The 17,290-nt window shown below is 63.9% G+C and carries 17 protein-coding genes; 5 read left to right on the plus strand and 12 right to left on the minus strand.

Features of this window, described 5'->3' with window-relative positions:
• Nucleotides 1–5 precede the first annotated feature (5 nt).
• The gene (locus tag ABIE35_RS08690; RefSeq protein ID WP_354514108.1) at nucleotides 6–1,223 is read right to left on the minus strand and encodes an acyl-CoA dehydrogenase family protein; all 1,218 of its coding nucleotides are present in this window, start codon (nucleotides 1,221–1,223) and stop codon (nucleotides 6–8) included.
• 133 nt (nucleotides 1,224–1,356) lie between these two features.
• On the opposite strand from ABIE35_RS08690, the gene ABIE35_RS08695 reads away from it, so the two are divergent.
• Complete coding sequence (locus tag ABIE35_RS08695) at nucleotides 1,357–3,075, plus strand: AMP-binding protein (RefSeq protein WP_354514110.1); 1,719 nt, start codon at nucleotides 1,357–1,359, stop codon at nucleotides 3,073–3,075.
• A 42-nt stretch (nucleotides 3,076–3,117) separates the two neighbouring features.
• Nucleotides 3,118–3,627 carry a MarR family winged helix-turn-helix transcriptional regulator gene (locus ABIE35_RS08700; RefSeq protein WP_354514112.1) on the plus strand — a complete coding sequence of 170 codons (510 nt, stop codon included), beginning with the start codon at nucleotides 3,118–3,120 and terminating at the stop codon, nucleotides 3,625–3,627.
• A gap of 14 nt (nucleotides 3,628–3,641) precedes the next feature.
• On the opposite strand, the gene ABIE35_RS08705 is transcribed toward ABIE35_RS08700, so the two are convergent.
• Nucleotides 3,642–4,946, minus strand: a complete 1,305-nt coding sequence (locus ABIE35_RS08705) for an HNH endonuclease (RefSeq protein WP_354514114.1) — start codon at nucleotides 4,944–4,946, stop codon at nucleotides 3,642–3,644.
• A 153-nt stretch (nucleotides 4,947–5,099) separates the two neighbouring features.
• Between ABIE35_RS08705 and ABIE35_RS08710 the strand changes: the two genes are divergently transcribed.
• Nucleotides 5,100–6,290, plus strand: a complete 1,191-nt coding sequence (locus ABIE35_RS08710) for an MFS transporter (RefSeq protein WP_354514116.1) — start codon at nucleotides 5,100–5,102, stop codon at nucleotides 6,288–6,290.
• Between the two features lie 4 nt (nucleotides 6,291–6,294).
• Here ABIE35_RS08710 and ABIE35_RS08715 read toward each other — a convergent pair whose 3' ends face one another.
• Nucleotides 6,295–7,002, minus strand: coding sequence for a helix-turn-helix transcriptional regulator (locus ABIE35_RS08715; RefSeq protein ID WP_354514118.1), 708 nt, complete (start codon nucleotides 7,000–7,002; stop codon nucleotides 6,295–6,297).
• An 83-nt stretch (nucleotides 7,003–7,085) separates the two neighbouring features.
• Between ABIE35_RS08715 and ABIE35_RS08720 the strand changes: the two genes are divergently transcribed.
• Nucleotides 7,086–7,955 carry an NAD(P)H-binding protein gene (locus tag ABIE35_RS08720; RefSeq protein ID WP_354514120.1) on the plus strand — a complete coding sequence of 290 codons (870 nt, stop codon included), beginning with the start codon at nucleotides 7,086–7,088 and terminating at the stop codon, nucleotides 7,953–7,955.
• Nucleotides 7,956–8,011: 56 nt separating this feature from the next.
• Here ABIE35_RS08720 and ABIE35_RS08725 read toward each other — a convergent pair whose 3' ends face one another.
• On the minus strand, nucleotides 8,012–8,902 hold the full coding sequence (locus tag ABIE35_RS08725) for a helix-turn-helix transcriptional regulator (protein ID WP_354514122.1): 891 nt from the start codon (nucleotides 8,900–8,902) through the stop codon (nucleotides 8,012–8,014).
• A gap of 59 nt (nucleotides 8,903–8,961) precedes the next feature.
• Nucleotides 8,962–9,831, minus strand: coding sequence for a universal stress protein (locus tag ABIE35_RS08730; RefSeq protein WP_354514124.1), 870 nt, complete (start codon nucleotides 9,829–9,831; stop codon nucleotides 8,962–8,964).
• 107 nt (nucleotides 9,832–9,938) lie between these two features.
• Here ABIE35_RS08730 and ABIE35_RS08735 point away from each other — a divergent pair, with 107 nt between their 5' ends.
• Nucleotides 9,939–10,088: a hypothetical protein gene (locus ABIE35_RS08735; protein WP_354514126.1), complete on the plus strand. Its 150-nt coding sequence runs from the start codon at nucleotides 9,939–9,941 to the stop codon at nucleotides 10,086–10,088.
• 16 nt (nucleotides 10,089–10,104) lie between these two features.
• Here ABIE35_RS08735 and ABIE35_RS08740 read toward each other — a convergent pair whose 3' ends face one another.
• The 7 genes from ABIE35_RS08740 to ABIE35_RS08770 form a co-directional block, all read right to left on the minus strand.
• Nucleotides 10,105–10,683, minus strand: a complete 579-nt coding sequence (locus ABIE35_RS08740) for a dihydrofolate reductase family protein (protein WP_354514128.1) — start codon at nucleotides 10,681–10,683, stop codon at nucleotides 10,105–10,107.
• A 273-nt stretch (nucleotides 10,684–10,956) separates the two neighbouring features.
• Nucleotides 10,957–11,250, minus strand: a complete 294-nt coding sequence (locus ABIE35_RS08745; RefSeq protein ID WP_354514129.1) for a DUF4190 domain-containing protein — start codon at nucleotides 11,248–11,250, stop codon at nucleotides 10,957–10,959.
• A gap of 62 nt (nucleotides 11,251–11,312) precedes the next feature.
• Nucleotides 11,313–12,092 (minus strand): enoyl-CoA hydratase, encoded by a 780-nt coding sequence (locus tag ABIE35_RS08750; RefSeq protein ID WP_207596061.1) that lies wholly within the window; start codon nucleotides 12,090–12,092, stop codon nucleotides 11,313–11,315.
• 53 nt (nucleotides 12,093–12,145) lie between these two features.
• Nucleotides 12,146–13,087 carry a 3-hydroxyisobutyrate dehydrogenase gene (gene mmsB / locus ABIE35_RS08755; RefSeq protein ID WP_354514131.1) on the minus strand — a complete coding sequence of 314 codons (942 nt, stop codon included), beginning with the start codon at nucleotides 13,085–13,087 and terminating at the stop codon, nucleotides 12,146–12,148.
• Nucleotides 13,084–14,157, minus strand: coding sequence for an enoyl-CoA hydratase/isomerase family protein (locus ABIE35_RS08760; protein ID WP_354514133.1), 1,074 nt, complete (start codon nucleotides 14,155–14,157; stop codon nucleotides 13,084–13,086). Before ABIE35_RS08760 ends, mmsB begins: the two co-directional genes overlap by 4 nt.
• Entirely contained in the window at nucleotides 14,157–15,656 is a 1,500-nt protein-coding gene (locus ABIE35_RS08765) for a CoA-acylating methylmalonate-semialdehyde dehydrogenase (protein ID WP_354514135.1), read from the minus strand. The genes ABIE35_RS08760 and ABIE35_RS08765 overlap by 1 nt, the downstream gene beginning before the upstream one ends.
• Nucleotides 15,657–15,817: 161 nt before the next feature.
• On the minus strand, nucleotides 15,818–17,209 hold the full coding sequence (locus ABIE35_RS08770; protein WP_354514137.1) for a cryptochrome/photolyase family protein: 1,392 nt from the start codon (nucleotides 17,207–17,209) through the stop codon (nucleotides 15,818–15,820).
• Between the last annotated feature and the right edge of the window lie 81 nt (nucleotides 17,210–17,290).

The raw sequence follows: 17,290 nt of genomic DNA on the forward strand, positions 1-17,290 counted from the left end.
GCTACTTAGACGAACGCCGATTTCCCTGTCACCGCGCGGGCCACGATCATGGAGTTGATCTCGTAACTGCCCTCGTAGGTGTACAGGATTTCGGCGTCGCCAAAGAGCTTGGCCATCTCGAAATCAGTGGTGATTCCGTTCCCGCCCAGCAGGGAGCGACCCATCGCAACGGAGGAACGCGCCAGCCGGGTGGTGGTGGCTTTACACATGGCCGCCTGCACCATCTGGAGTTTCCCGGCCTCCTGGATCCGGGCGAGCTCAACCATCATGGACAAGGACGCGTTGGCGTTGCCCAGAATGTCGGCGAGCTGCTGCTGGACCAGCTGGAAGCGAGCCAGCTGTTTGCCGAACTGCTTGCGTTCCAAGGCGTACGAACGGGCAATATCAAAGGCTGCCAACTGAATTCCCGCGGCCTGCCACCCCACCCATGCCCGGGAATCGCGCAACAGGTCATTGGCTCGGGAAAACTCCGTGGCCCCCGGAAGGAGGTTCTCCACTGGGATGCGGACTTCGTCCAGGACGATGTCCGCATTCTGCATGATGCGCAAGCCGATTTTGTTCGAAATCTTGGTGGCCGAGTAACCGGGGCGGTCCGTCTCCACAATGAAGCCCTTGATGTGGCCGTCGGATTCGTCCCGGGCCCACACCAACGCGAAGTCGGCAATCGTGCCTGCCCCGATCCAGCGCTTGGCACCGCTGATGACCCATTCGCCGCCGTCGCGCCGCGCCGTCGTCGAAAGTCCTCCGGCGATGTCCGAGCCGTGATCCGGTTCGGTGAGGGCGAAGGCGCCAAGCTGAGTGAGAGCTTCCAGTCCGGGCAACCACTTGCGCTTCTGCTCTGGGGATCCGAGCTCGTCAATCATGCCCACGATGAGTTCGTTGTGGATGCCCACCAACGCCGAGAGTGACACATCCGCCCGGGCTATCTCCGTGTACATGAGGCCCTTGAAGAGCTTGGTAGAGCCGTCTGTTTGGAGTCCACCGAGCCCGAACTTGGCCATGTCAGCCAGCAGCCCGAACGGGAACTCCTCCCTGTTCCAGTACTCGATGCTGGCCGAACGAATGCGGGTCTGCAGGAACTCCCTGATCTCCTGGTACCGCAAGCGCTCTCCGGCCGGGAGCAGGTCCACTACGTGCATCAGGTCCGCCTCCGGATAAGGAGGGAGGACGCGTTCTGGTGCCGCACCGCTGGTAACGGTGCCGGCAGCTTTGTCGTCGAGCATTAGACCCCTTCGTCATGTCCCGCACAGGCTCTTCCAAACCCTTGGATGTCCTAGTATATTGCAAGGTGATGTGGATCACTAGGCGGGGTATCCGGCAAAGGTGCCAGGGAAGCCCGAAGGCGAAAGGCGGACTATGACAGTCACAGAAGACTTCCGTGCGGCCCGCGACCGGCTGTTGGAACTGCGTGAGGACTACACGCTGGCGCATGCCGAATTCGAATGGCCGCGGTTTGAGGAGTTCAACTTCGCCTTGGACTGGTTCGATCAGATCGCGGCGGACCCGGCCAGGGGCAGCAAGCCCGCCTTGGTCATCGTGGAACAGGACGGCAGTTCCACGCGCCGCAGCTACAAAGACCTCGCAGAACGTTCTTCCCAGGTAGCCAACTGGCTGCGGAGCCAGGGCGTCCAGCGAGGCGACCACATGATCATCATGCTCGGCAACCAGGTTGAACTGTGGGAACTCATGCTGGCCGGCATCAAACTGGGCATTGTCATGATTCCCACCACCACCCTCATGGGCGCCCGTGATCTCCAAGACCGCGTTGAACGCGGCGGTGCGGCTTGGGTGGCTGTCGGAAGTGCCAACATCGGCAAGTTCGCCGACGTCGAGGGGCATTACACCCTGATCGAGGTCGGCGCGGATCGCGCCAACGCAGCCGCCAAACAGTACGCAGATGCGTACGACGCCGGCACGGACTTTACACCCGACGCCCCCACTAAAGCGGACGAGACACTGCTGCTCTACTTCACCTCCGGCACCACGTCACGGGCGAAGCTCGTGGAGCATACCCACACGTCCTACCCCGTGGGCCACTTGTCCACCATGTACTGGATCGGTCTGGAACCGGGCGACGTCCACCTGAATGTCGCCTCCCCCGGCTGGGCCAAACACGCCTGGTCCAATGTCTTCACGCCGTGGATCGCTGAGGCCACGGTCTTCATTTACAACTACCAGCGCTTTGACGCAGTCGCCCTCATGGAGCAAATGGGCCGCGAAGGCGTCACCAGTTTCTGCGCGCCTCCCACGGTGTGGCGCATGCTCATCCAGGCCGACCTCACGCAGCTCACCAGCCCGCCACGCAAAGTGGTCTCGGCCGGGGAGCCACTGAACGCCGAAGTTATCGGCCAAGTGGAGAAGGCTTGGGGAGTCACCATCCGCGATGGCTTCGGCCAAACCGAATCCACCGTCCAGATCGCCAACACTCCGGCCCAGCCGGTGAAGATCGGCTCCATGGGCCGCCCGCTCCCCGGGTACGACGTCGTGCTGGTAGACCCCGTCACTGGCCAGGAAGCCGACAACGGCGAACTCTGCTTGCGCTTGGACCCGCGGCCCGTGGGACTCATGAAGAGTTACTTCGGCGACGAAGCGAAAACGGCCGAGGCCTTCCGTGATGGCTACTATCACACGGGCGACATGGCCAGCCGCGATGCCGACGGCGTCATTACGTACGTCGGCCGGGACGACGACGTCTTCAAGTCCTCCGACTACCGTTTGTCGCCTTTCGAACTCGAAAGCGTCCTGATCGAACACCCCGCAGTGGCGGAGGCCGCCGTCGTGCCTTCACCTGATGCTGTGAAGCTGTCGGTTCCGAAAGCGTTCGTGGTTCTGGCTGCCGGCTATGAAGCCGGACCGGCGGTCGCGGAGGACATTCTCAAGTATTGCCGCGAGCATCTGGCACCGTTCAAACGCATCCGGCGGCTGGAATTCGGCGAGCTTCCCAAGACGATCTCCGGAAAGATCAGGCGGGTGGAACTGCGCGGCACGGAAGTCGCCCGGCACGGCGAGGGGCCGCTACCCTCCGGTTTGGGCGTGGAATACACCGAGGAAGAGTTCCCGAATCTGAAAGACTAGCCACCCGGAAGATCAGGCCAACCAAGCAACCGAAGGAGGCCCATGGGCACGCCACTCCCCCGAGACCCCATCGCCGACGCCCAGCGCAACTGGGAGCGGCATGGCTGGGGCGACGTCGCCGCGCCCATGGCCGCCATCACGGCGATCATGCGCACGCAGCAGATCCTGCTGGCCCGCATCGAAACGGTCCTCAAACCGTTCGGGCTGACCTTTGCACGCTACGAACTGCTGGCACTTCTGAGTTTCGCCCGCAGCGGCGCGCTGCCCATGAACAAGGCCAGCGCGCTCCTGCAGGTGCATCCCACCTCGGTGACCAACGCCGTCGACCGCTTGGAAAAAGCCGCCCTGGTGGCACGCTCTCCGCACCCAACCGATGGGCGCACCACCTTGATTGAGCTCACCGCTGAGGGCCGTACCCTCGCCAAGAAGGCGACTGCGGCACTCAACTCAGAGGTTTTCGGCAAGTCAGGTTTCGGATCCGACGACGTCGATCACCTCATCCGCGTCCTGGGGACCTTCCGGAGGGATGCCGGGGATTTCACCGATGAATAGTGCTTTTTACCCTTCTACGTTCTGGAGGGTTGGTGCCCGGGCAGGGGTGGAGCCTTTGATTGGTACGAGTGTCCGGTGGGGGTGCTGATTTCCAAGGTGTGAACATCACCGGGCATGGCTTTGGTGCTCCAGCCGGGGTTTTCCTTGGTGTGGTTGCACGCCTCGCATAAACCAGCGCCGTTAGCCAAACTGGTCTTTCCTCCTGAGCGCCACGGAACCACATGGTCAATATGCCGGATGGGCGCATCGCAATAGGGAGTCCGGCAACTATCGTCGCGGGTTTCGATGAAGCGCCGGAGCCCACCAGGGAAGAGCCGGGCCTTGGAATCGGTGGCAAGGAGCTCTCCCGTAGCTGGAGCCGTGTAGAGCCGGCGAAGCCAAACGGAGAGGTCCTGGTCATGGGCTGTCTGCCCCGACCCGAGCAGTTCCCTTCCCCATGCAGCGGGGACGATTCCATAGCCCTTGAGCCGGGCTGGTTCGCTGTCACCTTGGAACAAGGTGCGGTCGGTCATAACGAGGTCCAGGTTGATCCCCGAAATCCCGCTCGGGGTACCCGTAATGCGTTCGGTCAAGGTGTCGGCCATGAGCTGGCCCCGGCCTCGGGCATCCCCACTGGAACGGCCCGAATCAGCCGCCCGAGTCAGCGCGGCGTAGACCGCTACTCCCTGGGCAACCGGAAGCAAGGCCGTCAGGTACGTCATGGTGTCCGGGGCCGGGCGCAGGCTGACAGTCCGTTCGGCGGCAGCACGGCTGGCACGCCCGACTACCGCCCGCGGATCCCGCCGATATGCGGCAGCTTTCGCGGCGGCAATGATCGCTTTGTCGCCCTTGCCGTCAAAGGTCCCGGTATCGGGGGCTAGCTCCTGGTCCACCGCACAACGGTCCTCGACAGACAGGCAGGCCGTTTCCCTAACAAGAAGCGTGGCACGCCATTCATTCAAGTGCCCCGATTTCAGGGCCGCCAAGGTGCGGGGCATCTCCGTGACAAGGGCTTTCGCCAAGCCCAGGAGACGGGACCCGCGGTTTGGTGACTCGCGCCGGGCCAACGCAACCTGCGCTCCCACCCCTTGTCCACGCTCGGTCGCGGGGACGCCTGCCTCGGCTTGCTCGGCACGCTGGGCAAGGTCAAAAGCCACAGCAACCCGCGCCTGCAAAGCGGAGATCGCAGCCTTCATCTCCTCCAGGACCCGCAACTGTTCGATCAGGTCACTGCTAACGGTGCTGGCGGGTACAGTGCCGGGCCGAACAGAATCCGCCAAGACGGGAGCGCGCCCGAGCACCACCCCTGCGCCCGCTGGCCTCTCCCCAATTCGCTCCATGCACTAACTCTGGCAGCAGGCACCGACAATATAACGTCGGTGACCGCAGGCGAAGCCCAATGAGCGGGCCGCTCTTGAGGGAGTCCCTCGGAGGACCTCCCTTAAGCGGGACTCCCTCCCAGTCCTTAACCCTGATGGTCTGGAGTCATGACCATGACTCTCCCCAGTACCAAGACCCGGCGTTTGCCATTGGTGACCTACGTTCTGGCAGCGGGTGTGTTCCTGATGGGAACCACCGAATTTATTGTTGCGGGCATCCTGCCGGAGATCGCCGCTGATCTTGGCACGTCCATTGCCGATGCGGGCCTCATGATCACGGTCTTCGCAGTGGGGATGATCGTGGGTACTCCCACTATGTCCATCCTGACCCTTAAGCTGCCACGCCGCCTGACGCTGGGCCTCGCACTGGTGGTGTTCGCGGTGGGTCACGTCATCGTGGCGCTCACCTCCGATTTCACGCTCATTCTTGGTGCGCGTTTCCTCACGGCCTTGGCGACCGGCGCTTTCTGGGCGGTAGCCGCCGTCGTGGGTGCTAAAGCCGCAGGCTCGGCTTCCGCGTCCCGCGCGTTGGGCGTTGTTTTGGGCGGCGGGATGCTCGCCAACGTAGTGGGTGTTCCCTTGGGAGCGTTCGCCGGACAGGTGATTGGTTGGCGTGGGCCGTTTTGGATACTTGCCGCACTGGCACTGGTGGGTGCAATGGCCGTGTACCGGTTGGTTGCCGCAGATCCTGATTCAGGACACACCGCGTCCGTCCGTGCGGAGCTGGCGAGCATGCGGGACTCGAGGATGTGGCTTGTCCTTGCAGGTTGCGCGATGGTGTGCGGATCTTCCTTGGCTGCGTACACCTTCATCTCCCCGCTGCTCACGGAGAACACCGGGCTTGCCGCTGCGGCTGTGCCCTTGGTGCTGATGGCCTACGGCATCGGTGCATTTCTTGGTTCCACTCTGGGTGGCCACTTCGGGGCCCATCGCCCGTACCCGGCACTGTTCGTCTCGGCAGGCATGACCTTCCTGGTTCTTGGCGCCCTTTTCCTGTTCTCCCGCTTCGCCGTAGTGACAGTGGCCCTGATCTTCCTGCTGGGCCTCTTCGGCATGGCAACCAACCCGATCTTGATCGGCAAGGCAGTTGGATATGCCGGGCAAGCGCCAACTCTGGCTTCGGCGCTCAGCACCTCCGCGTTCAATCTGGGCACGGCCGTGGGATCCTGGATGGCCGGCGTCGCCCTGGAATCGGCGCTGGGGGCCAGCGGACCGGTGCTGGTTGGCGCCGGCGTCGCTGCGCTCTACTTCCTGCCGCTCACGGTGCTGATGCTCAAAGATCGGAAGGAAGCCGCCGTGGCGTGAAAGCCTACTGTGCGTCGCTCACGCCGAAGTCGCTTGTGAGCCAGTCCTCAATCGAATTCCAGGGAAAGGTGCGCCGAACATGTGGCCCGGGCGAGACTGTGGAGGCCTCCATCCGGTCCAGCCGGAAGAGGCGCCAGTCGTCCCGGTCAACGTCATAAGCGACGAGGTACCAGTGCTGTTGCCGCAGGAGATGTCGGTAGGGCTCGACCGTGCGGGGCGAGCGGCGGCCATGTTGGTCCGTGTAGTCGAACCCGAGGCGTGCGCCCGTCGCGACGGAGTCGGCGATCGTGCCGACAAGCTCCCAGTCCACGGACGCAGGAGCCTCGCGTAGAACCTGCGTGGAAAGCGCCACCGCTGCGGCCCGCCGCTGCAGGCCGCCAGGCAACACCTGTTCGAGCTTCGTGCGCGCGGTCGCGGCTGTGGCATCCTCCGGCTGCCACGCTTCCAGGATCAGGAGGCTCGTGATGATCGTCGAGACTTCGTCCGCGCTGAGCAGCAGCGGTGGAATCTTCATGCTCGGCCGCAGTGCGTACAGAGCACCTGGGCCCGGGCGGGAACTGACGTCGTAACCCATGCCGCGAAGACGCAACGCGTCCCGGCGTACGGTTCGCGTGCTTACCCGCAGGCGGGCCGCGAGGTCGTGAGCGGCCCACGTCCGCCCTGACTGGAGAAGTGCCAGCAACTCCAACGACCGTGTCGAAGGTGAGTCCATGGATCCATGATTACCCAAGATACGGCCAGGATACGGCCGCATCTGCTTATAGCGTGGAAGAACGAGCGGAAGAAAGGAATTCCATGAAGATTGCCGTCACAACACCTCAAGGCAACGTCGGCCGACATCTGACGCGGATGCTCATCCGGGCAGACGTCAGGCCGATGCTGCTCACCCGCCACCCAGAGAACGTCACCGCTGCCCTCGCTGCGCACGTCGATCTGGTGGCAATGGACTCGCGCGAGCCAGGTCAGGTCGTTTCGGCTACCGTAGGCGTCGACGCCATCTACTGGGTCGATCCGCCCGCCGAGTCCCCCGACCCGATGGCCGACTATCGCCGCGCGACGGAGTCCGTTGTCGCCGCAGTTGAGACGAACCGGATCGGACGGGTCGTCTTCCAGAGCAGCGTCGGCGCGGAGAAGCGGCACGGCGCGGGCGAGATCGACGGCCTCGCGGAGACGGAAGTCGCCCTCGACGGCTGCGGTGCGGACGTTACCTACCTGCGGTGCGGCTACTTCTTCACCAACCTGCTGTTCGAGGCGGACTCGGTGAAGACCGGGCTGCTCCAGACCGTACAACCTGTCGATGCCCCAATGAGCTGGGTCGCACCGCGGGACATCGCCGAAGTGGCCGCGCTCAGCTTGTTGAATCACGAGTGGAGCGGACGCCGCGTCCAGGCAGTCCACGGCCCCGAAGACCTGACATGGACGCAGGTCGCCAAGATCCTCGCGGAGGAACTCGGTCGCGAGGTGCGCGTCGAGCGGATCGGCGACGAGCAGATGCGCGAGCACTACCTCCAAGCCGGCATGCCGCCCGCCGTGGCAGACGCGGTGCTGGGGATGTCCACCGGGCTGCGGGAAGGCTTCGTGCCGGAGCAGGAACGTTCGATCGTCACCACCACCCAGACCCACCTGCGGAGCTGGATCCGTGAGGAGCTCATCCCGCTCCTCTGAAACAGGATGGGAGCACGATGGAGTTGAAGCTGCAGTGCGGGCCCGCTGTCCTGCAGTCAGCCGTCCGCCCGGGTCCTTTCGGCAGCGGACTCGACGGCGTATTCGCTGGCCGCCCACGAGGCCAGCAACTGGAGGCGCTCGGCCGACGGCGAACCGGGTTCCGCCGCGTAGATGGTCAGCGTCAGCCCGGGTTCGGCCGCCATCTCGAGGCCCTCGAAGGCGAGGGTCATCTCGCCGACGATCGGATGGTTGAATGTCTTGAATCCAGTGCCGTGATGGCGGACGTTGTGGGCGCCCCAGCGGGTGCGGAATTCCTCGCTGCGGGTGCTGAGTTCACCAATGAGATCGTGAAGTTCTTTGTTGTGCGGGTCGCGTCCAGCCTCCGTGCGCAGTATGGAAACGGTCACCTCCGCAAAGGCATCCCAGTCCGGGTAGAACTCCTGGGCACGGCTATCCAGGAACGTGAACCGTGCGATGTTGGGCGCCTGGCCCGGCATATCGTAACAGTCCTTGTAAAACGCCCGGGCCAACGGGTTCACGGCCAGCAGATCCATCCGGCCGTTCCGAACAAAGGCCGGACCAGCGGTGACAGCGTCCAGTGCCCACTGCAGGCTCTGATGCGGCACGTAGGACTTGGCGCTGCGTCGCCTCGGCGGCCGCGCTACTGGACTGGCGGCGTGAGCGAGATCGAACAGATGGGCCCGCTCCGCGTCATCGAGGATCAACGCCCTCGCGAGGCTCTCAAGGACTTGTGGGGAGGCTCCGCTGATGGCGCCGCGCTCCAAACGCGTGTAATACTCCACGCTCAGCCCCGCAAGGGTGGCCACCTCGCTGCGACGCAGTCCTTGGACCCGCCGATTCGAGCCGGCCGGCAGCCCCACTTGCTCGGGTGCCACTTGGGCTCGCCGGGAGATCAGGAATTCGCGAACTTCTGCCCGATTGTCCATACCTTCACCCTAGTTCCGGGCCGTCGCGGCAGGGAGTCCCTGCGGGGGCCTCCACCGGCTTATGCAGGCTCGGCTTTCCGGCGGGACACCAAAACGGGACTGTGGGCATGGTGCAGGACAGCGTGCGCGGTGGAGCCGATAGTGCCCTTGATGACGCCGTGCCCTTTGGTCCCCACCACCGTCAGGCGTGCTCCTTGTGAGGCTTTGACCACGGCCCGGGAGAAGGAAGCATCCACCAGCAACTCTCCGGCCACCGTGATTCCGGGAGCCTTGTGCCGGGCATGGCTCATGACGGAATCCAGGAGGGCTTCCGCGTCGGGATAGTCTTCTACGGGATCGCGCAACCGCCGGTACCCGGCAGGTTCGTGGAGCACATGCACGATCTTGAGATCAGCACCTGTTGCTTCAGCGAAATGGCAGGCATCCTCAAGCGCTGTCGGTGTTCCCGAGTCATCCACGGCAAGCAACACAAGGCCCTCAGGGTTGTCGTCAGCACGAATCACGGCCACAGGACATTCTGCCGTCGCGGCCAACTCCAGGCTGACGGATCCCACCAGCAAACCCATGAACCCGCCAAGTCCCCTGCTTCCGAGCACCAACATCGCAGCACCGGCCGAAACGTGGGCCAGGTGATCTCGAGGCATCCCGTGCAACAAGGTGGAGCGGACTTCCAGATCGGGAACGGCCTCCTTGGCGAGGGCAACACCTTCTTCCAGGACTTTCTGGGCTGCCCGTTCCAGACCGCTATCGGCAACACCGGGAACGGGTCCCCTGTTGTGGGACAGCAGGACCCACAAGGAACAGTGCACCACGTGGAGGGAACAGTCCCGCAGGATCGCATGCTGGGCGGCCCACTGAACGGCGCGGTGTGATTCTTCGGATCCGTCATAGCCAACCACGATCGTCTTGGATGCGCCCTCGTTCGTCATGGCCAGAGCCTACGCCGGCCCCGGGGGCGGCACCATAGCGTAATCCTCGCCGCCACGGAGCGGGTAGGCTACTAGGCTCCGATGCTGACACTTCAGGAGGAAACACCGTGGGCTTTGCCGAAGAACTCAGGAACCAGTCCGCCGGGGATTGGGACGCCGCCGTCAACCATGCATTCGTGGACCAGCTGCTGGACGGGGCCCTCCCCGATGAGCAGCTGCGGTGCGGCTGGAGCGGGCGTTCTTCGACGCAGCGCTGATCCCCGCCGCTATCAGCTAGCCCTGCTTCCGAACGGTGTAACTGAGCTCCACCAAGCCTTGGTCATAGCTGTTCACGGACACGAGTTTCAAAAGTGCGGGGTCGCGTCCGGCGGGGAACACGCCCCTGCCGGCGCCTTGGCCTACCGGCATGACCACCAACCGGACCGCGTCCACCTCCCCTGCCGCGAAGAACGTCTCGCCGAGGGACAGACTGCCCCACAGGACAATGTCCTTGGCGGACTCGCGCTTGATGCGGCGGATCGCCTCGATCGCGTCGCCGGATTCAACGTTCGACGGCGGGAAGTTGCCCCAAGGGGCTTCCTTCAGTTGGCGGGAAAAAACGTGCCGGCGCAAGCCATTCAGGACTGGTGCGATGATCTCGCCCTCCGACGCTGGAGTCGGCCAGAACTCTACGAAGTATCTATACGTGTTGGCACCCAGAACCATGGCTTCCACGCTGCCAAGCCATTCGAGTTGGGCCCGGTCAAACTCGGCCGTTCCGCCTTCCAATAACTCGTAGGCCTTGAACTCGTTGTTGGTGTCGGCGGCGAAACCGTCGGCGGTTACAAAATCCTGCACGATCAGCTGTCCCATGACTCACTCCTCGAACGCGGGTGGTGGCCCGCAGGAGCCTACGCCGCGAAGTACGGGCGGACAACCCTTTGGCGGGTCTCCTGTTCATCGGAGCCACGGCAAGACTCCGGAGTTCCCGTCAGCTCGGTCCAGTGCCAGCTGTCAGGACAGTCATCGTTGTCGCAAAATTGCCAGGTCATGGTTTCCCTCGTCGTCGCGTGTTCGTGTGTCCTCCAAGGAAGAGGCGCGAACACCCGGGATGTGACGAAGGAAGGACCGTGAGCTGCGTCCTATTTACCCGGCCGAAGTAAAGGCGAAGATCAGCGCCGAGCCCAAGGACAGGACCCCAATGCCGTAACCCACCACCAAGGCGCCAATGGCAAAGCCCCGTCCCCGTTCGCCGCGCTGCTGAATTTGGTTCAAGGCCACATGGCCTGCCCCAACGACGAATACCGCGATGACTGCCATGCCCGCGAAAAACAGCCCGACGAGGGCAAGTACAGCCATCGCCGCGGCAACGAGGGCCTGCCGGTTGATCGGCTGGGTGGATGCTTCAGTGTGGTTAGCCTGAACGATCTCCGTTGACATGTTCTCTCCCCATTTGTAAGTGCACCGAGTCTATCCCCGACACACCCGAAAACATGCGCGAATTACCGGTGTTTGAACTCCGGTTGGCGCTTCTCGCTGAAGGCGGCCATGCCCTCCTTTTGGTCCTCGGTAGCGAAGAGCGAATGGAACACCCTCCGTTCGAAGACAACCCCTTGGGACAGTCCCATCTCGAAGGCCGCGTTGACCGCTTCCTTGGCCACCATGGCGGCGGGCTTGGACTTGGAAGCGATGACTTCTGCTGCCTTGACTGCTTCGTCGATGACTTCAGCGGCGGGAACCACCCTGGAGACCAGGCCGGACCGTTCGGCTTCGTCCGCATCCATGAACCGGCCCGTCAGGACCATGTCCATCGCTTTGGCCTTGCCCACAGCGCGGGTCAGCCGCTGGGAGCCGCCCATACCCGGGATGACCCCCAGGTTGATCTCCGGCTGGCCGAACTTGGCGTTGTCCCCGGCGATGATGAAGTCGGCCATCATCGCCAGTTCGCAGCCACCACCCAGGGCAAAACCGGAAACCGCAGCAATGACGGGAATGCGCAGGCGGGTGAGGTCCTCCCAACGCCGGAACCAATCTGCTGCGTACATGTCCATGTAGCTGTTGGAAGACATTTCCTTGATGTCGGCCCCGGCTGCGAATGCCTTGGCGGATCCCGTGATCACCACGGCCCCCACCTCGGGGTCTGTATCCATCGCGGAAACTGCATCCACGAGCTCATTCATAAGTGCGGTGTTCAGCGCATTCAGCGCCTCCGGCCGGTTCAGGGTCACCAGTCCAACCCGGCCCCGCCGTTCCACCACAATGTTCTGGTACTGCTCCGTCATGCTCTCCCTCTCCGCCAAGCCCAACCAAACCACAACCACTCAGTTCAAACCTCTCACACGGACTTGTCCCGGATCTCCGTGATGATGCCGGAGAAGTCCCTGCCGGCGCCCTCGCCGGCCGCAAAAGCGTCGTAGATTCGTGATGCCAAGGGTCCCATTTCCGCCGCAACACCCGTGCTCTCCAACGCATTCAGGGCCAGGCGCAGGTCCTTGGCCATCAACGCTCCAGCGAAACCCGGCTGGTAGTCGCGGTTGGCGGGGCTGGTGGGAACCGGGCCCGGAACAGGACAGTTGGTAGTGAGCGCCCAGCACTGCCCGGACGCGTTGGAAGCGACGTCGAACAACGCCTGGTGCGTGAGGCCCAACTTCTCCCCCAACACGAATGCCTCGGCAACAGCAATCATGGATACCCCCAGGATCATGTTGTTGCAAACCTTGGCAGCCTGTCCGGCGCCGTGGTCTCCACAGTGGACGATCCTCTTACCCATCAATTCCAGGATCGGCTGCACGGTCTCAAAATCCTCCGGAAGCGCACCCACCATAAACGTCAAGGTGCCCGCTTCGGCGCCCACCACGCCGCCGGAAACCGGGGCATCAACGGACCGGTGCCCGGCTTCCACCGCGATCGCCGCGGCTTCCCGGGCTTCGTCCACGTTGATGGTGGAGCAGTCCAGGAACAGGGTGTTCGGCTTCGCAACCGACAACAGCCCCGGTCCGCCCACGCCACGGTAGGCATCCAAAACATGCTTGCCGCTGGGGAGCATGGTCAGTACCACGGCCGCCTCCGCTGCAGCCTCGTGGGCCGAGGATGCCATGGGAATCCCGTGCGCAACAGCCGCTTCCACGGCCGCCGGAACAGGATCATAGCCAATGACGTCGTGCCCGGCCTTGATCAGGTTCGCCGCCATCGGCCCACCCATGTGTCCCAGTCCGAGGAACGCGATGAGGCCCGCTGCCGGGCCTTGGATGCCTGACATTGCTGCATTCTCTGTCATACCGTCTCCTTCGACTCGCTGCCCAGCCCGGCCAGACCCAGTTCCCGTTCGCCGAGCGGCGCAAAGTAGCCTTCGACGTCGGACGCCTGGACGTCAGCCAGGGTGGGCGGCTTCCATTGCGGATTCCTGTCCTTGTCCACCACCTGCGCACGGATGCCCTCCCGGAAATCAGGACCGGCAAGGCAGCGCAGCCCCACCCGATACTCCTGATCCAAAGCCTCCTCCAGGGAGAGCCCCCGCACGCGTCGCAGCGATTCCAAAGCGACCTTCACCGAGGTGGGCGACTTCGCCTCAATGGTGTCCGCAGCGGCAGCAGCTTCGGCCCCGGCGGAGCGCAGGCTCCGGACAATCTCTTCGGCGTCGTCATACACGTACGCGGCGTCGATCCACTCGTGCTGGGCCGCCAGTGCCGAGTCCGGCGCGGCTTGCGTAAAGCGCCCGACGGCGGCTTCCGGCGTCGAGCTTTCCAGCGCTTCCGCCAGCGCGGGCAGTTCTTCGGACGGCACAAAGTGGTCCGCGAGTCCCAGGAACAACGCGTCCGAACCGGACAGGTGTGCTCCCGTCAGGGCCGCGTGGGTTCCAGCCTCCCCCGGCGAGCGCGACAGCAGGAGCGTGCCGCCGACGTCGGGCACGAAACCGATGGTTGTTTCCGGCATGCCGGTGCGCGTGCGTTCGGTGACCACGCGCACTGAGCCATGGGCCGAGATGCCAACGCCACCGCCCAAAACCAGCCCGTCCATGAACGCTACATACGGTTTGGGATAGTGGGCAATCAACGAGTTCAGGCGGTACTCGTCCGCCCAGAACTCCGCAGTTTCGGTTCCGCCGTGCAGCATGTCCTTGTAGATGGCAACAATGTCGCCGCCGGCGCACAGCCCGCGGTCTCCCGCGCCGCGCACCAGAACTGTGGCAACGGCGTCGTCGTCGGCCCAGTCCGTCAACTGCCGCAGCATGGCTCGCACCATTCCCACGTTCAGGGCGTTGACGGCTTTCGGGCGGTTCAGGGTCACGATGCCCAGGTGGCCCCGGCGCTCAAAAAGAACCTCGTCTTCAGTCTCTACGGCCCCCATCAGCTGCCTGCCGGCATGATGAAGCTGGCACCTTGGCGGATGCCGGAGGGCCACCGCGACGTCACGGTCTTGGTCTTGGTGTAGAACCGGAACGCGTCGGCGCCGTGCTGGTTGAGGTCGCCGAAGCCGGATGCTTTCCAGCCGCCGAACGTGTAGTACGCAATCGGCACGGGAATCGGCACGTTGATGCCCACCATGCCCACCTCCACGCGGCTGGCGAAGTCGCGGGCGGAGTCGCCGTCGCGGGTGAAAATTGCGACGCCGTTGCCGAACTCGTGCTCGCTGCAGAGCCTGAGTGCTTCGTCGTAGTCAGCTGCCCGCAGCACGCTCAGGACAGGTCCGAAGATCTCTTCCTTGTAGATCTTCATGTCCTTGGTGACGTTGTCGAAGAGGGTGGGGCCAACCCAGAAGCCGCCGTCGTAACCGTCCACGGTGAGTCCGCGGCCGTCGGTGACCAGGGTTGCGCCTTCGTCCACGCCGGACTGGATGTACCCCTCAATGCGTTCCTTGGCAGAGGCTGCCACCACCGGCCCGAAGTCCGAGTCCTTGTCCAGGCTGTGGCCAACCTTCAGGTCCTTGACGCGCTCGGTCAGCTTGGCCACCAGGGCATCGGCAGTTTCCTGTCCCACGGGCACGGCCACGGAGATGGCCATGCAGCGTTCGCCCGCGGAACCGTACCCGGCACCAATCAGTGCGTCGGCCGCCATGTCCAGATCGGCGTCGGGCATGATCACCATGTGGTTCTTCGCCCCACCGAAGCACTGTGCACGCTTGCCGTGCGCGGCTGCCGTGGCGTAGATGTACTGGGCGATCGGCGTGGAGCCCACAAAGCCGATGGCCTTCACGCGTGGATCTTCGAGCAGCGCATCCACGGCTTCCTTGTCACCGTTGATGACGTTGAAGACGCCATTCGGAACCCCGGCTTCGCTGTACAGCTCGGCGAGGCGCAGGGGCACGGACGGGTCCCGTTCGGAGGGCTTGAGGATGAAGGCGTTGCCGGCTGCGAGCGCCGGGCCGGACTTCCACAGCGGAATCATGGCCGGGAAGTTGAAGGGCGTGATGCCTGCGACCACGCCGAGTGGCTGGCGGAGCGAGTGGACGTCGATCCCCTGACCGGCGTTATCCGAGAATTCGCCCTTGAGGAGATGCGGCGCACCGGCGGAGAACTCCACCACCTCGATGCCGCGCTGGATGTCGCCCTTGGCGTCCGCGAACGTCTTTCCATGCTCGGAGGACAGGAGCCTGGCGAGCTCGTCCATGTTGTCGTTGACCAGGTCCACGAACTTGAGCAGGATGCGTCCCCGGCGCTGCGGGTTCATGGCCGCCCATTCGAGCTGGCCCTTCTCGGCGTTTGCGACGGCGTTGCGGACCTCGTCGGCGCTGGCCAGCGGAAGCCGGGCCTGGACTTCGCCCGTGCAGGGATCGTAGACATCACTGAACCGGCCGGACGTGCCGTCGATCCTCTGGCCGTCTACGTAGTGTGAAAGCTCGCGCACCATGGTGGAATGCTCCTTTGCATCGTGAATGACTGCCGTGCCGCTGGTGCTGGGACCATTGCGGGGAACACGTGACCAACTGTGATCCAGGTCATCTCTGAACCCGAATATACTCGGACTTCCTACTAATTTCCAGAGGGGTGTTTTCAGGGCGTGGTGGCGTCCTAGTGGACTTCCTTCATCCCCTTGTACGCTTCGAGTGCTTCCGCCCGGGTGGTTTTGAGGTCCACGATTTCCTCTGGGTATTCGGGCGTTCCAAATTCGGGGATCCAGTGGGCGATGTACTTCCCCTGGGGATCGAACTTGACCCGCTGAGCCTCAGGGTTGAAGATCCTGAAGAAGGGCGAGGCGTCCGCCCCGGAGCCTGCCACCCATTGCCAGTTGGCAGGATTCGACGCCGGATCGGCATCCACCAAGGTGTCCCAGAACCACTGCTCCCCGAGCTGCCAATGGATACCCAGGTTCTTCACCAGGAAGCTGGCGGCCACCATGCGGACCCGATTATGCATCCAGCCTGTGTGCCACAGTTGGCGTTGCCCCGCGTCCACCATGGGGAAACCGGTGCGGCCCTGCTGCCAAGCCTGGAACTCTTCCGGCGCGCTTTCGTGGCCGGGGTGCTTCCCGTTGCCTCCGCTGCTGCCGGGCCAGGCCCACGGGAACCGATCAAACTCCGGGCGAAGGTTCGCGGTGGCGAGTTCCGGGTTGTGGAAATACTGGTGCCAGCAGAATTCGCGCCAGCCCAGCTCGGAGGCATAAATCGAGGCGCTCTCGGACCGCTTGGATCCCAGGGCGTGCCACACCTCAAACGGGCTCAGCTCACCCCACCGGAGGTAGGGCGACAGGCAGCTGCTGCCATCAGTGTCGGGACGGTTCCGGCCCTCGCTGTAGTTGGAGAGCCCTTTCTCCACGAACGCTGCCAGTCGCTGGTGGCCGGCAGCCGCTCCAGGGGTCCACATCCCGGCCAATCCCCCGGACCAGTCCGGATTGGTGGGCAGGAGATGCCAGGAGTCCAGCTTTTCATCGGCCGGCAGCTTGCCCGTGTAACCATGCCCCTTTGCGGGTACGGCCAACGGCTCGCGGAATTCCTGTGCGGACACCGTCCGCCAGAACGGTGTGAATACTTTGTATTGCCCACCCGTTTTGGTGGTCACGTTCCACGGCTCATGAAGCAGGGACGCCTGAAAGCTGGCTACGTGGAGCCCGGCCTCGGCCGCCCAGGTCTTGAGTCCGGCGTCGACCGTTCGCTCAGCCGCACCGTACCGGCGGTTCCAGTAGAGCGCGCCCGCACCAACCGCCGTCGCGGTTTCCTGCACTACGTCTGCGGCAGGTCCGCGGCGGAGCAGCAGTGGTATGCCGAGTTTGTCCAGTTCTTCACGCAGCGCCGTCAGCGAATGGTGGAGCCACCAACGCGCAGCGCCACCATGGGCGCGGATGCCCGGAGATTCTTCGTCGAGGACGAACAGGGCCACGGCTTCGCCGTCGTCGACGGCGGCCCGCAAGGCCGGGTTGTCGGCGACCCTCAGGTCGTCCCGGAACCACACGATGGACGGTTTCATCAATTCCTTTCAGCGCACACCCCGGAAACAGGACCAGCCCATGCCCCCTCATGAAATCCTAGGGGCACGGGCTGGACGCAG

Origin of the sequence: Paenarthrobacter sp. 4246 (genome assembly GCF_040546855.1) — a bacterium.
Classification (GTDB): Bacteria; Actinomycetota; Actinomycetes; order Actinomycetales; family Micrococcaceae; genus Arthrobacter.

Excerpts from the sequence above, each read along its gene's own strand:
- ABIE35_RS08710 (WP_354514116.1), top strand. The coding sequence starts at position 5,100 with ATGACTCTCCCCAGTACCAAGACCCGGCGTTTGCCATTGGTGACCTAC.
- ABIE35_RS08720 (WP_354514120.1), top strand. The coding sequence starts at position 7,086 with ATGAAGATTGCCGTCACAACACCTCAAGGCAACGTCGGCCGACATCTG.
- ABIE35_RS08740 (WP_354514128.1), bottom strand. The coding sequence starts at position 10,683 with ATGGGACAGCTGATCGTGCAGGATTTTGTAACCGCCGACGGTTTCGCC.
- ABIE35_RS08730 (WP_354514124.1), bottom strand. The coding sequence starts at position 9,831 with ATGACGAACGAGGGCGCATCCAAGACGATCGTGGTTGGCTATGACGGA.
- ABIE35_RS08705 (WP_354514114.1), bottom strand. The coding sequence starts at position 4,946 with ATGGAGCGAATTGGGGAGAGGCCAGCGGGCGCAGGGGTGGTGCTCGGG.
- ABIE35_RS08690 (WP_354514108.1), bottom strand. The coding sequence starts at position 1,223 with ATGCTCGACGACAAAGCTGCCGGCACCGTTACCAGCGGTGCGGCACCA.
- ABIE35_RS08695 (WP_354514110.1), top strand. The coding sequence starts at position 1,357 with ATGACAGTCACAGAAGACTTCCGTGCGGCCCGCGACCGGCTGTTGGAA.
- ABIE35_RS08760 (WP_354514133.1), bottom strand. The coding sequence starts at position 14,157 with ATGGGGGCCGTAGAGACTGAAGACGAGGTTCTTTTTGAGCGCCGGGGC.
- ABIE35_RS08750 (WP_207596061.1), bottom strand. The coding sequence starts at position 12,092 with ATGACGGAGCAGTACCAGAACATTGTGGTGGAACGGCGGGGCCGGGTT.
- ABIE35_RS08725 (WP_354514122.1), bottom strand. The coding sequence starts at position 8,902 with ATGGACAATCGGGCAGAAGTTCGCGAATTCCTGATCTCCCGGCGAGCC.
- ABIE35_RS08700 (WP_354514112.1), top strand. The coding sequence starts at position 3,118 with ATGGGCACGCCACTCCCCCGAGACCCCATCGCCGACGCCCAGCGCAAC.
- ABIE35_RS08745 (WP_354514129.1), bottom strand. The coding sequence starts at position 11,250 with ATGTCAACGGAGATCGTTCAGGCTAACCACACTGAAGCATCCACCCAG.
- mmsB (WP_354514131.1), bottom strand. The coding sequence starts at position 13,087 with ATGACAGAGAATGCAGCAATGTCAGGCATCCAAGGCCCGGCAGCGGGC.
- ABIE35_RS08715 (WP_354514118.1), bottom strand. The coding sequence starts at position 7,002 with ATGGACTCACCTTCGACACGGTCGTTGGAGTTGCTGGCACTTCTCCAG.
- ABIE35_RS08770 (WP_354514137.1), bottom strand. The coding sequence starts at position 17,209 with ATGAAACCGTCCATCGTGTGGTTCCGGGACGACCTGAGGGTCGCCGAC.
- ABIE35_RS08765 (WP_354514135.1), bottom strand. The coding sequence starts at position 15,656 with ATGGTGCGCGAGCTTTCACACTACGTAGACGGCCAGAGGATCGACGGC.